Here is a 14236-nt window from a genome sequence, read left to right as displayed (position 1 = left end):
CTCAATTCCTTATTACATATCCTCCTGCGATTTGAGAAATTATTCCCTTTAACTGCAATTTTGTTAATATTTCATTAATCTTAGCCGGAGAATAATCAGTTTTCATTCCCAGAATTTCTTTATGTATCGGAGTAAAATCGATAATTTTTAGAATTTCCCTTTCTTCTTTCGATAAACTTAATTCCTCTTTTTTTACACTTGTAGAGTTTTTCCCACTATAAAAATTATTTCCAATATTTAATTCCATTAAAACATCTTCATCATTTTCTACTAATTTTGCTCCCTGCTTTATAAGCTTATGAGGTCCCTTGCTCATCGGACTGTATATCATTCCGGGAACTGCAAAAACCTCTCTCCCCTGTTCTAAAGCAAAATCCGCAGTAATCAAAGCACCGCTCCTTTCTCCCGCCTCCACTACTACTACTCCCAGAGATAAACCGCTGATTATTCTATTTCTCGCAGGAAAGTTGTAAGGAAGTGGTTCGGTGCCTACGGGAAAACTTGTTATGATTGCTCCTTTCTCCGCAATCTCTTGAAATAATTTATTATTTTCGGGAGGGTAAATTATGTCAATTCCCGTGCCTAAGACTGCAACTGTACTACCTTCTACCTTTAATGCTCCTTTATGGGCAAAAGAATCTATACCTTTTGCCAGTCCGCTTATGATATTAAGATTTCTTTTTGCTAATTTTGCAGCCAGTTCTTCAGCAACCTTTTTACCGTATTCGGTAGGTTTTCTCGTACCTACAATTGCAATACTTTCTTTTTTTAAAAGCTCTTTTTTACCTTTTACATAGATAACCAAAGGAGGGTCGTAGATCTCTTTTAACAATTGAGGATAATCCTTATCGTCAATGGTTATAATTGTACAACCCTTTTTTTCAGCCTTCTCTATTTCTTTTAAAGGATTGAATTCTTTTAAGCCAAATAATATTTTTTCTGCTATTTTATCCGAGATATTGGGAATTTTTAAAAGCTCCTCTTTATTTGCTTTTCTCAATTCCTTCAAGCTATTGTACACACTTAAAATATTTTTTGCTCTAATATAACCAATATTCTCTATAAGATTTAAAAAAATAATAATTTCTTTTCTCTCTTCAATCATTTTAATTCTCCATATAATCTTTGAAATATTTAAAATTCAATTCCTTCCTGTGCAGGTACTCCCTTTTCATAATGGTGCTTTATTTCTCTTACTTCACTAACCATATCCGCCATTGATATCAATTTTTCAGTGGCATATCTTCCTGTTAAAACTAATGTGGTATGATGCTTTTTTAAATCTATCAGACTTAATACATCTTCTTCTTTTAAAAGCCCAAAATCCACAGCTACATTTATTTCATCAAGGATTACCAAATCATGTTCTCCTTTTTCCAAAACCTCTTTTGCAAGCTCAAGTCCCTCTTCTGCAAGCTTTATATCCAATGGGTCAGGATTACCTTTTTTTACGAACGTATCTTGCCCTTTCTGTATTATAGTAAAGTTCGGTAGATATTTCGAGGCTTGTATTTCTCCATAATTAGAATTACCTTTCATAAACTGTATCATGAATACCTTTTGACCATGGCCGATAGCTCTTAAAGCAAGGCCTAACGCTGCAGTAGTTTTGCCCTTACCATTGCCCGTATATAAAAGCATCAATCCTCTTTTTGACATATTTTTCACTCCTATTTACAATTTATATCATTATCTTTTTAATAGCAGGTTTATCCAAAAAACCTAAGCAAAATAATATCATTCTGAAATGTTTACTTCAACAGTTTTATTATATTTCTTTTAATATTTAAAAAATCTTTTCATCTATTATTTTTTAGAGTTATTATTTCCTTAATTTATTAAATAATATCACGTCAAAATATTTTTATTTAACTGAACTGATAAATTTAGAAAAAACAAATATGTTATAATTATTAAAAAGGGGGTAACATAAATGAGAATAAACTTTTGCGGTGCTGCAAAACTGGTAACAGGCTCCTGTTATTACATCGAAACAGAAAATAGAAGATTTTTAATAGACTGTGGAATGTTTCAAGGTGAGAAAAGCGAATTAAACTTTGAGCCCTTCCCTTTCGATCCACGGAGTTTAGATTTTGTAATAATTACCCATTCACATATTGATCATATAGGAAGATTACCTTTACTATTTAAAAGTGGTTTTAACGGTAGTATATTTGCCACTTCCGCAACTGCTGATTTAATGGAAATAATGTTAAAAGATAGTGCTCACATCCAGGAGCTGGAAAGCAAGTGGCAAAATAAAAAAAGACAGAGAAAAGGGCTGGTACCAATCAAGCCATTATACACTGTAGAAGACACCCTGCGAATACCGGAATATATAATTAAGTGCCCCTACGACAAGTGGATTGTTATTGATGAAAATATTCATATAATGTTTAAGGATGCCGGACATTTATTGGGTTCTTCGATTATAATTTTAAAAATCAAAGAAAAAAATAATGAAATTCTAATAACCTTTTCCGGTGATTTAGGAAATTATAATATGCCAATAATTAGAGATTATGAATATATTGATTATACCGATTATTTAATTATAGAATCAACTTACGGAGATAGATTACACGATAAAACCGAAGAAATAAAAAAATTATATGATATTATAATTAACACGGTAAAAAAAGGCGGAAATGTAATTATTCCAGCCTTTTCAGTAGGGCGAGCTCAGGAAATCTTATATTTGCTGAATTATTATGTAGACATTGAAAAGAGAAAAGAACTTTCCAATATAGAAATATACCTTGATAGCCCCCTTGCAAAGGAAGCTCTCGAAATTTACGAAAAGCATAAAGAATGTTACGATGAAGAAGCTATTAACCTTCTGAGCCGGGATATAGATATTTTAAGATTCAATAACCTGTATACTACTTCCAGTGCAGAAGAATCAATGGCATTAAACGATAAAAACGGCATTGTAATTATCTCATCCAGCGGTATGTGTGAAGCCGGAAGAATAAAACATCACCTGAAACACAACATCTGGAAGGATACCACATCCATAGTATTCGTAGGTTACCAGGCTGAAGGAACCCTCGGCAGAAAAATACTGGATAAGGCAAAAAAAGTTAGAATTTTCGGTGAAGAGATGGTTGTAAAAGCAAAGGTTTATAATCTTACCGGCCTTTCCGGACATGCCGATATAGCAGGACTAATAAACTGGGTAAAAAATATAAAAAACGGAGTCTCGAAAAAAATATTTATAACTCATGGAGAAGAAAAGGCTTCTGAAAACTTTAAAAAAGAAATAGAAAAATTTCTAAATGTTAGCATATTAATACCCGATCTTTTTGAAAAAGTAGAGCTATAAGTCATCTACCCTATTAATATAAATTCTTTTTTTGTCATTTATGGCAAAAAAGTACAGGGAAAATAATATTGTGCAGCTTAACCCTAAGGCAATAAACGCTTTATCTATGTTAAGAATCTGGGCAAAAGAGCCTGATATTAAACTGCCCAAGGGTGTTGTACCGGCAAAAATCATAGTGTACAGGCTCATAACTCTCCCTCTATATTCATCCGAAGAAGAAAGCTGTAAAGATGAATTAGCGGTAGTTGTAAAAAGAATTGCAGAAAACCCCGCCAACATGAACAAAATTGATGAAAAATGGTAATTTTTATTGATTCCAATTAAAACAAATATTAATGAGGAAAATATCAAAGAAAAATAAAGAGTTTTTATATTAGGCCTTTTATTACTTTTAACTGCTACAAAAAGTGCCCCAAATAGAGCACCGATTCCCATTGAGGAAAGCAGAAAACCGTATCCTGCTTCATCTCTATGCAAAACATATTTTGTATACAGGGGAATTAATACGTTAAAATTCATTATAAACACATTCATTATAAAGAGTAATATTATTGTTTGCAAAATAATTTTATTTCTTCTGGTATATTTTAAGCCTTCCAAAATATCTATTAGCATTTTATTGTTTTTCTTTGTATTCATGGGCTTTATGCCCACATCAATTAAAAAAAGACCTATTAATACCGCAATAAAACTTAATCCATTCAATAAAAAACAAATACTCATTCCAACATTTTTAAGAAGGATTCCCGCAATTGCAGGACCTATTATCCTTGCAAGGTTGAAATTCATAGAATTAAGCGCAACAGCATTATAAAGCAATTCCTGGCCGGCCAATTCTATAACAAAAGATTGTCTAACAGGCATATCGAAAGTATTTACTACCCCAATTAATAAACCAAAAATTAGTATGATGAAGTAATTTATTATTTTCTTCCAGGTCAAAAGTGATAACAAAAAGGCTAATAGCATTAATAAACTCTGAGTAAATATCAATAACTTTTTCTTTGGAAAATGATCGGCTATAGTTCCCGCCAAAAGGGACAAAAATAATTGGGGTGTAAATTGAACCGCATTAAATAGCCCCACCAAAAAGGCAGAATTCGTTAACGTTAAAACAAGCCAAGAAAGCGCAGTATTCTGGAGCCAGGTACCAATAAGAGAAATGCACTGTCCCATCCAAAAATATTTAAAATTCTTAGATTTAAAAGCTTCAAAAGGATTTCTTATACCGTTCATTTCGATATCCTACTCCTGATTTTAATATTAGGTTTATCCTATTTCGAATATTTATTTTATCATTTTTTAAAGAAATTTAAAGTAAATTTTATACTAAAATATTTCTATTATTAAAACATAATATTATAAAATTTTCTAATAGAAGGTGAAAAAATTATGAAAAATTTTTCTTTGGGTATTGACCTTGGAGGCACAAAAATTGCTACCTGTATTATCGATAATAACGGTAATATTTTTGCCAAGGTTGAGGTGCCCACTTTAGCAAAAGAAGGGCCCGAAAAAGTAATTTCAAGAATGAAAAAAAGTGTTTATGATGTTCTAAGTCAAATAAATTTATCATTGAATGAAATTGCAGGAATAGGTATAGGAGTTCCCGGTCCTATAGACGTAGAAAAGGGAATCATTCAGAATCCGCCAAACCTTCCCGGATGGAAGGATATCTCATTATGTTCAATTATGGCCCGGGAATTTAATACAAAAATAATTGTAGAAAATGATGCCAATTCAGCGGCTCTTGGAGAATTTTTATTCGGAGCCGGAAAGGGAGTTAAAAATTTTATTTACATAACAATAAGCACAGGTATAGGAGCTGGAATCTTTATTGATGGTAAGCTCTTCAAAGGTATAGGAGGAAATGCTGGAGAGGCAGGCCATATGACTATTAATTTCGAAGGTCCTATATGCGAATGCGGAAACTCGGGATGCTGGGAAGCCTATGCTTCGGGCACTGCTTTGGCAAGGTTCGCCAAAGAAGGAATTTTATCAGGGATAAAAACAAAAATAATTGAAAAAGCCCGAAATGAAGAAATTAATGCAGAACACGTTTTTTCTGCCGCAAGAGAAGGTGATAATTTTGCTTTAACCCTCGTGGAGAATGAAGGATATTATCTTGGTGTGGGGCTTGCTAATCTGATAAATATCTTCAATCCCGGGCTCATTGCCATCGGAGGCGGGCTTACTCAATGCTGGGATATGTTTTATTCAAAGATGATGCGTACCGTTGAAGAAAGATCTCTACCTACTAACCTTAAACACCTTGAAATCGTAAAAGCCAAATTGGATAAAGATGCAGGTGCAATAGGCGCGGCATCATTGGTTTTTGTATAAGGTAAAACTTTTTATTATTCTACCTTATATTTTGAACCTTCGATTATCTTTTCTTCAGTTATATTATAAAGTTCATCAAAAAAATTTATTTTGAAACTTGCCGGACCGTAAATATTAGATTTTTTTGCCGCAAGTTCACCGCTAATGCCAAAAACTACTAAAGCTGCAACGGTAGCTCTAAAATAATCTTTTTCTACTCCACAAAAACTCCCAATAACCGACGTTAACATGCATCCCGTACCAGTAATCGTGCCCATTAAATAGTGACCATTATTAACAAGGGCTATTCTTTCTCCATCTGTAACTATATCTGTGGCACCTGAAACCACAATTATAGTATTCAATCTTTTGGCCAGTTCCTTAGAAGCAGGCAAAAGATTTTCACTACTTTTTACCGCTTCCACACCCCTTATTTCTCCTCCTGCACCGGCAAGGGTACCTATTTCTGCACTATTACCTTTTATTACGGAAACTTTCACTTCGTTCAGTATTCTCCAGGTGCTTTCCGTCCGTAAAGGTGTTGCTCCTGCTCCTACAGGATCAAGCACAACGGGGATTCCCATCTGATTCGCTTTTTTTCCAGCTTTTATCATCGCTTCTACCTGCTCTTTCGTAAGTGTACCTATATTGAGGACTAAACACGAAGCAGCCATTACCATATCCTCTACTTCTTCAAGGGCATGAGCCATAACAGGTAGTGCTCCCACTGCCAGTGTAACATTTGCACAGTCATTCACGGTCACCATATTAGTAATATGGTGTATAAGGGGTTTATTTTCCCTGACTTTTTTTAAAATCCCGGAAATCATTTTCATACCTCCGTTTTTTTATGATTTATTTAATTATTTTGAAATTGTAGAACAAATAAAAAATCGTACCCAGCGGTACGATTTATGCTTTTACTACCTTCCCTCCGCTGGCATTACCCAAACAGGTTCAAGGGTTCGGGAAAAATTTCCCGTCTCAGCCGCTTAAGCAGCACCCCCGGTAGTCTACTATTCTTTTTTGATATTTTATCCTGAAATAATCCTGCTGTCAATGCACTAAAATAGCCTTTTTTGACATTCAACTATTTTCTCGTTTTTTTAAAGAATGTCCGTAATCAGTTCCTATTACCCTTCCTATGGAGTAAATTCTTCTTTTTATACACAAATTGCACTGCTGTGCACTTTCATTTATACAAATTTTGTTGGGATATAAAGTATAATGTTCCCGGTATTTCATAGGAGTTACATTGGGCATAATAACGTTTGCACCAGCCATCAGAGCTTTTTCCCTGCCATCCTCCGGTCTCAAAGTAGCAAGAGCTGTAGTAGCCGGGATATGAGTATTTTTCGTTACTATCCTTGTCAAAGCAATTACTTTGAGGGTCATCTCGGCAGTACCACTGGGATTGCCTGCAAGAGGTGTATCGGGGTGACAAATATAAGGACCTACCCCTATCATATCAAGATCAAGTTTTTTAAACATTAATATATCCTCAGCCAGGTCTTCAATGGTTTGACCGGGTAATCCTATCATTATTCCCGAACCAGTTTGGTATCCTATTTGTTTTAGCCACTTCAAAATATTAATACGATTTTCAAAGCTTGAATCCGGATGAAGCTTAGCATAAAGCTCGGGATTTGATGTCTCAAATCTCATTAAATATCTATCAGCTCCCGCCTCATAAAGTTTTTCATACTCTTCATAAGAACGTTCACCGATGCTTAGCGTAATGGCAATATCTATATTATCTTTTATCCTTTTTATAAGTTCTGTAAGCTTATTCAGAGTATAGTACATATCTTCCCCCGATTGCAGCACAACAGTTTTATAACCCAATCTTGAAGCCAATAATACGGTTTCAAAAATTTCATCAATCTCCATGCGATAACGTTTAACTTTCTTATTATCCCTGCGTATTCCGCAATAAAGGCAATTATTCCTGCAATAATTTGAAAACTCAATCAGTCCTCTAAGATGAACCTCATCTCCGACATACTTTTTTCTTATTTTATCAGCTTTCTGATAAAGAATTTCTAACTTTTCCGGGTCTTCTAAAGAAAGAATATAGCAGAGTTCTTCCTTATTAAGCTCCACTTCCGAATCTATTTTTTCCCATATTTCATTTAGCATATAAATTCCTCCCAAAGATATCTTTTATTAATTTTTAGAAAGTTAAACTATACCATAATTTTTTCAACATAAGGGGAGGTCATAAGTCCTAACATTGTGCCATAATTCATTTTGAAATCAATTATTGACCCAACTCTTATTTCTTTAAGTGAATTTGTTACATCAAGAATAAGGTGATCACTGCTGGCCCCGAGGATATTTATATGATCCTCATCTGGAATTAATCCTTCTATCCTGCAATCCTGTTTTCCCAGAGCTACTATTGCTCTTTTCATGGGTCCTTTATCCTCGAAAACAGGAATGTTACCAAAAGCATCCCTTCCTATTTCTCCAATAGGCTTTGAAGGCTTTATTTTGACCTCTATTACTTGCGTTTTAAGGATCACCGTATTCTGATAAGTGTTAGGGATCTTTCGAAAGTTTGTTGAATCCGTACCTAAAAGAATAGCTTCACCAATCCTTAATTGATTAATGCGGCGGGGTAAAATCCCTTCTTCAACCATTTTTAAAGTAGCGGTATTACCTCCCGAAATGGTTTTTACTCGAATTCCATAACATTTTTCCAATTCCTCAGCTATTTCCACCAAAATTGAGGTATTTTCTATTGAAGGGAGTACTCCTCCATAACACCCCACATTGGTACCTATTCCCTCAAATTCTATTCCGGGAAGTTCTAAAATCTTTCCTACTAAGTCTTTAACATCTTCAGGCATGACTCCTTCCCTTAAATCCCCTACATCAACCATTAATATAATTTTATGTACTTTACCATTTGTAACTGCTTTTTGAGAAATTAATTTTATTGCTTCAAATTCCGAATTAAAACTACCATCCGCAAAATTTACTACATCGTTTATTTCGGAGGGCATGGGAATCCGAATAAGGTATACAGGTAAATTTACACCATAACTCTTTAATTTTACAATATTTTTTATACGTGAATCCCCCAGTTTTTTTACTCCGCCTTCGATCATCGTTCGCACTACAGGTTCTAAAGCACATACGCCTTTTGTGATTCCCATCACTTCTATACCGTATTTGTTACACAGTTCTACGATATTCATCGCATTCTTTTTTATCAAAGATAAATTTATTTCTACCCTTGGATAGGTCAAAATACCACCTCCGAAAACTATAGCCCATAGTATTTTTCTAAGTTTCTGTATTGTAATGCTTCAGCAATATGCCTTTCACTTATTCTTTCTTCTCCCTCTAAATCAGCTATGGTACGGGATACTTTTAATATCCTGTTTAAAGCCCTTGCACTTAATTTTAATTTTTCAAAAGCTTCTTTTAAAAGAAGTTTTTCTGTTTTTCCAATTGAACAGAATTTATTAATTAAAGCACCACTCAATTCTGAATTATATAAAATCCCGTGATTTTTATATCTTTCAATTTGAATGTATCTTGCATTTTCCACTCTTTTTCTAATAGTAAAGGAGTCGGTAGTTTTTGTATCTTCAAAATCTGAGAATTTCACAGAAGCTACTTCAATTTGCAGGTCTATTCTGTCCAGCAAAGGCCCTTTTATTTTTCCGAGATATTTCTGGATTTTCCCTGGATTGCACGAACACTCATGGAAAGGGTCAAGGTAATAACCGCACGGACAAGGATTCATTGCTGCAATTAACATAAATTTGGATGGAAATATTATTTTAGCATTATTTCTCACAATGGAAACACAACCGTCTTCCATTGGTTGTCTTAATAGCTCCAATACTTCTCTATCAAATTCAGGAATTTCATCAAGAAATAGCACCCCGTAATGACAGAGGGTAACTTCCCCCGGTTTTGGGACCCTCCCTCCTCCTATCATCCCCACTGGGGTAATACTGTGATGGGGTGCCCTGAATGGCCTTTTTCTAATTAAAGAGCTATTCCTGGGCAAAAGTCCGGAAATACTGTAAATTTTAGTAAGTTCAAGGGATTCTTCCTGAGTAAGTTCAGGAAGAACAGTGGGAACTCTCCGAGCAATCATCGTTTTTCCGGTACCCGGTGGCCCTATCATCAATAAGTTGTGATGGCCGGCTGCTGCAATTTCAATTGCCCTTTTTACCCCTTCTTGCCCTTTTACTTCTGAAAAATCCACATCATAAACCGGTATATTTTCATTTGTTTCCTCGATTTTATTCTCTATTTTCAGTTCTCCATTTAAAAAATCTATTGCATCTTTTAAAGTATTTACAGGTATTATCTCTATTCCTTTAATCACTTCCGCTTCCCTTTTATTTTCAAAGGGCAGTATAATCCCTTTCAACCCTTCTTCCTTGGCCTTTATGGCCATGGGCAATATCCCATTTACAGGCCTTACAAATCCATCTAAGGAAAGTTCTCCTACCACCAGGTAGCTCGAGATAGAATCTTCTTTTACCTTTTTATTTGCCGCAAGGATGCCAATGGCTATTGGAAGATCAAATTGCGGACCTTCTTTTTTTATATCCGCAGGTGCAAGGTTTACTGTAATTCGCTTAATCGGAAACTCAAAACCCTGATTTTTTATAGCCGCCCTAACTCTTTCCTTTGATTCTCTAACCGCTGTATCGGGCAGGCCTACAATATCCAGACACGGTAGCCCATTGGATAAATCCACTTCTACCTCTACTACAAAGCTTTCGATACCATAAATTGTGGAGCTTTTCAATTTTGATATCATATGTCCTCCTCGGAAATTAAAATTACAATTGACTATTTCAATAAAAAAAATAAAATTCCTTCTTTAATTTTTTATCCCCATTCTTCCCATTAAGTCGTCAATAAATTGTTTTGCGGTTCTTCCCGACCGCTGATTGTTCCACAACTCCCATTGTAAAGCCATTTTCCTTAATACTTCGGAATCGATGGAAAGACCTCTATTTTTAGCAATTCCTTCAACGATTTTTAAGTAATCTTCCTGATTCGGAGCATTAAATAAGACTGTTATTCCAAATCGATCGGATAAGGACAATTTTTCTTCTAACGTTTCATTTGCCCTTTTTTCTTCTTCCCGTTGATCACTAAAAAATTCTCTAATTAAATGGCGTCTATTTGATGTGGCATAAATTATCACATTACCAGGAGTAGATTCCAGGCTTCCTTCAAGTATCGATTTTAGATATTTATAATCTGTCTCAAATTCTTCAAAAGACAGGTCGTCAATAAAAATGATAAAACGTTGAGGTCTATTTTTCAGCTGAGATATAATTTCGGGCAGGTAATTTAATTGATCTTTCAAAACCTCAACAATTCTAAGTCCATCCTTCCCAAATTCATGAATAAGGGCTTTAACTGTAGAAGATTTTCCCGTACCTCGATCACCGTAAAGCAATACATTATTTGCTTTAAACCCCTTCACAAACTGTTTCGTATTCCTGTAAACTTCCTTCTTTTGCTCTTCATAACCTATAATTTCGTGAAGTTTAACAGGATCTGGAACCGCAATTCCTTCCAATCTCCCGCCATTCTCTGTTTGTATCCATTTAAAAGCCCAGTATCTACCGAAATTCCCACAGCCCACCTTTTTATAAAAACAAGCCAGATCCCTAATATTTTTCTTCCAATTATCTGAATTATGTAATTTATCTTTTATACTTTCTTTTTCAATAAAATAATATTCAGGATAAGGATATTCATTTTTTAATCCCATGTCTATAAAATCGGGTAAAGATACTATGTAACCTAATTGTAATTTTTCCATTAATAAATTTTTAATCATGTTAATATCTAATTCGTACAACTTTTTTAAACACTGTAAATCATGGATTACCATGTCTTTAAGGTAATCGCTTATACTTTCAAATTCAAGTGACTCGCATTGTTTACTGAAACAGTTCTCATCCCTCAAAATGAGTTCCAATATGTACTCCTGCCATATATTTCCTGAAAAACATGTGTTATTCTTTTCTTTTTCTTCTACCAGACGTCCTATAAATTCATGGTATTTTTCAAAAGCTTCAAGAAGATTATCATCGTTTAGAAGCATTTTTAAAATCTGGCTAAAAATTTTAATTACAGGGTCTTTTGAAATATTTTTATAAACAACTAAGCATTCAATGGCAAGAAATATATCGTAAACCTCTTTACTATCATTATCTTTTAGTTCCATTTTTCATTACCCCTTTTTTAAATTACTTGATAATTAATTTACAAAAAAAAATCGGCTTTATCAAGGTGTAATTTTATGAGAACTTTCTTCTCAAATTTTGAATAATATCCGTCATTTTCAAAAAATAATAAAAGAAAAGGTAATTATTATTAAATGGAGGGATATAAATTGGTATTCAAAATGCTTAAAAAAAAGGATAAGGCTCTGGACAAGTATTTCATAAAACCCCAGGATTTAGGTTACAATATGGAATTTTCTGGTGAAATTTTCCCCCAGGAAAATAAAGCTACTAAAGTTGAAAATGAAAATATAACAAGACCCAACCTTATGATTTATCCGGGAGAATAAAGTAAAACGGGGCGTTTTAGCCCCGTTTATGCATTTTCTTTCTCTATCCTCATTAAAGCCTTCTTCATGCGGTTATACCCTTCCGTCAAATCTTCTTCCGTTACCGTTAGAATCGGCCTGAACCTTACTCCCTTTACACCCGTCGGCAATACCAGCATCCGCTCTTCAAAACAATATTTCAAAAATTTACCCCTCAGTTCCTGATCGGGAAAATCAAAGGCCGCCATTAACCCTTTATACCTTACGTTCCCCACCAGCTCGGGAAATTCGTCTTCTAAAGCATGTAAATATTTATGCAGTATCTTGGATACCTCGTTTACATGGCCAAGTACATCGTCCTCTTTTATTATCTCAAGAATCCTGGTAGAGCGCACCATATCCACTATGTTCCCGCCCCAGGTGGAGTTTATACGGCTGCTTTCTACAAAACAGTTCCTCTCTACCTCATCCACCCTCCTCGTGGATAATATGCCGCATACCTGTGACTTTTTACCAAAAGCAAATATATCCGGCTCCACTCCGTAATGCTGAAATGCCCACATTTTACCGGTTATTCCCATACCACACTGCACTTCATCGAATATTAGCATTATCTCGTTCTCATCGCATATCTCCCTCAGTGCCCTGAAAAACTCCGGTCTAAAATGGTTGTCTCCTCCCTCTCCCTGGATGGTTTCAATTATAATGGCACATATATCATCGGGGTTGTCGGCAATAGCTTTTTTGATCTGGTTTATTGCCTCTTCCTCTGCCCTTTTCACTTCATCTAAGTGCTTTTCTAAAGGCCAGACTATCTTGGGATTTGTTATCCTGGGCCAATCGTTAAATTTGGTAAAATACATAATCTTTTTCGGATCAAAAATATTTGTAAGGGAAAGGGTATAACCCGACCTTCCGTGAAAGGCCTCCTTAAAGTGTATAACCTTGGTTCCCTTCTGAGCGCTTTCTTTATAACCTTTATCAATGTTTTTCCTTACCTTCCAGTCCATAGCCACCTTTAATGCGTTTTCTACCGCCAGGGTGCCGGTGTCAATTAAAAAAAGATGTTTGAAACTTTCCGGTGCGGCAAACTCCATAAAGGTTTTTACAAACTGAGCCATTTCCACCGTATACATATCCGAATTAGCCACTTTATTGACAGCAGCTCTGAAGACTCTCTCTTTAAATTCCTCGTTGGCAAGTTTTGGATGGTTTAAACCCAGCGGGGATGAGGCAAAGAAGGTATAAAAATCTAAATATTCCGTTCCATCTCTGGCATCCACAATGTAGCTTCCAAAAGAATTTTCCAAATCAACTATTAAGGGATAACCATCCACCAAAATATACTTTTCAAGGGTTGGAATTACATCGTGAGGTGAAAACATTTTGAATACCTCCTCAAAAAATTGTAAAAAATATGATTTATAATTATACAAAATAATGTGTATTTATTCAATATATGCCCTATAAAAATTTACAAAATAATTTTTGTTACAATAATAATTTATATTAAATTATTAAATATCATTATTCTTCAAAAAAATCTTTTAACCACAATAAACATTATCCAAAAAATATAAAGCCGATATTCCCTTGAGAAATATCGACTTATTTACCGGATAAAAAATTATTTTATTCATCAAAAGGCGTTTTCAAAATGCAATAGATCGAGAGTTTTCCCTTTGCTGACCAAAATATCGATCACATCAAATCTTATAGAATTAAAATATTGCTTATTCTCACCTAAAAAAATTAGTGCTGTTTTTCTTATTCTTTGCTGTTTAAAAAAATCCACCGCTTCGAACCCTCTCCCAAAATTATCCGAATTTCTTGCTTTTACCTCAAAAAATACAATATTGTTTTCTTTATCCTTTGCTACAATATCTATTTCTCCAAATTTACATCTATAGTTTGTAGCCAAAATAATAAAGTTTTTACTGATTAAATATTTCTTCGCGTAATCTTCACCTGCTTTTCCTAAAATTTTATTATCCATTGCATCATTTCCTTTCATTTCTTGTATTTTAACACAATACATTAAT

The 14236-nt window shown here is 34.5% G+C and carries 13 protein-coding genes and 1 riboswitch; of the genes, 3 read left to right on the top strand and 10 right to left on the bottom strand.

Annotated elements, in window-relative coordinates; genetic code table 11:
- Position 1: 1 nt before the first annotated feature.
- Entirely contained in the window at positions 2 to 1105 is a 1104-nt protein-coding gene (gene dprA / locus ACPLOV_RS03960; protein WP_424908543.1) for a DNA-processing protein DprA, read from the bottom strand.
- 29 nt (positions 1106 to 1134) lie between these two features.
- Positions 1135 to 1659 (bottom strand): cob(I)yrinic acid a,c-diamide adenosyltransferase, encoded by a 525-nt coding sequence (gene cobO, locus ACPLOV_RS03955; protein WP_424908542.1) that lies wholly within the window; start codon positions 1657 to 1659, stop codon positions 1135 to 1137.
- 274 nt (positions 1660 to 1933) lie between these two features.
- Between cobO and ACPLOV_RS03950 the strand changes: the two genes are divergently transcribed.
- Positions 1934 to 3325 carry an MBL fold metallo-hydrolase RNA specificity domain-containing protein gene (locus tag ACPLOV_RS03950; RefSeq protein ID WP_424910678.1) on the top strand — a complete coding sequence of 464 codons (1392 nt, stop codon included), beginning with the start codon at positions 1934 to 1936 and terminating at the stop codon, positions 3323 to 3325.
- Here ACPLOV_RS03950 and ACPLOV_RS03945 read toward each other — a convergent pair.
- A complete protein-coding gene (locus tag ACPLOV_RS03945; RefSeq protein ID WP_424908540.1) occupies positions 3320 to 4561 on the bottom strand; it encodes an MFS transporter in 1242 nt (413 codons plus the stop codon). The genes ACPLOV_RS03950 and ACPLOV_RS03945 overlap by 6 nt on opposite strands.
- A 156-nt stretch (positions 4562 to 4717) precedes the next feature.
- On the opposite strand from ACPLOV_RS03945, the gene ACPLOV_RS03940 reads away from it, so the two are divergent.
- The gene (locus ACPLOV_RS03940; RefSeq protein ID WP_424910677.1) at positions 4718 to 5668 is read left to right on the top strand and encodes an ROK family protein; all 951 of its coding nucleotides are present in this window, start codon (positions 4718 to 4720) and stop codon (positions 5666 to 5668) included.
- Between the two features lie 14 nt (positions 5669 to 5682).
- Here ACPLOV_RS03940 and thiM read toward each other — a convergent pair whose 3' ends face one another.
- The 5 genes from thiM to ACPLOV_RS03915 form a co-directional block, all read right to left on the bottom strand.
- Positions 5683 to 6477 (bottom strand): hydroxyethylthiazole kinase, encoded by a 795-nt coding sequence (gene thiM, locus ACPLOV_RS03935; protein WP_424910676.1) that lies wholly within the window; start codon positions 6475 to 6477, stop codon positions 5683 to 5685.
- Between the two features lie 81 nt (positions 6478 to 6558).
- Positions 6559 to 6664, bottom strand: a riboswitch (TPP riboswitch).
- Between the two features lie 69 nt (positions 6665 to 6733).
- Positions 6734 to 7786, bottom strand: coding sequence for a [FeFe] hydrogenase H-cluster radical SAM maturase HydE (gene hydE / locus ACPLOV_RS03930; protein WP_424908537.1), 1053 nt, complete (start codon positions 7784 to 7786; stop codon positions 6734 to 6736).
- 47 nt (positions 7787 to 7833) lie between these two features.
- Entirely contained in the window at positions 7834 to 8901 is a 1068-nt protein-coding gene (locus ACPLOV_RS03925) for an alanine/ornithine racemase family PLP-dependent enzyme (RefSeq protein WP_424908536.1), read from the bottom strand.
- Positions 8902 to 8918: 17 nt separating this feature from the next.
- Entirely contained in the window at positions 8919 to 10439 is a 1521-nt protein-coding gene (locus ACPLOV_RS03920) for a YifB family Mg chelatase-like AAA ATPase (RefSeq protein WP_424908535.1), read from the bottom strand.
- A gap of 63 nt (positions 10440 to 10502) precedes the next feature.
- Positions 10503 to 11867: an ATP-binding protein gene (locus tag ACPLOV_RS03915; RefSeq protein WP_424910675.1), complete on the bottom strand. Its 1365-nt coding sequence runs from the start codon at positions 11865 to 11867 to the stop codon at positions 10503 to 10505.
- A gap of 168 nt (positions 11868 to 12035) precedes the next feature.
- Here ACPLOV_RS03915 and ACPLOV_RS03910 point away from each other — a divergent pair, with 168 nt between their 5' ends.
- The gene (locus tag ACPLOV_RS03910; protein ID WP_424908533.1) at positions 12036 to 12215 is read left to right on the top strand and encodes a hypothetical protein; all 180 of its coding nucleotides are present in this window, start codon (positions 12036 to 12038) and stop codon (positions 12213 to 12215) included.
- 26 nt (positions 12216 to 12241) lie between these two features.
- Here the strand turns inward: ACPLOV_RS03910 and lat are convergent, their stop codons facing one another.
- Together lat and ACPLOV_RS03900 are read right to left on the bottom strand one after the other, a co-directional pair.
- On the bottom strand, positions 12242 to 13579 hold the full coding sequence (gene lat, locus ACPLOV_RS03905; RefSeq protein ID WP_424910674.1) for an L-lysine 6-transaminase: 1338 nt from the start codon (positions 13577 to 13579) through the stop codon (positions 12242 to 12244).
- Between the two features lie 254 nt (positions 13580 to 13833).
- On the bottom strand, positions 13834 to 14190 hold the full coding sequence (locus ACPLOV_RS03900; protein WP_424909000.1) for a YraN family protein: 357 nt from the start codon (positions 14188 to 14190) through the stop codon (positions 13834 to 13836).
- Positions 14191 to 14236 lie beyond the last annotated feature (46 nt).

The organism is Thermovenabulum sp., assembly GCF_049723235.1.
Classification (GTDB): Bacteria; Bacillota; Thermosediminibacteria; order Thermosediminibacterales; family Thermosediminibacteraceae; genus Thermovenabulum.
This window is presented reverse-complemented; position numbering and strand designations above follow the sequence as displayed.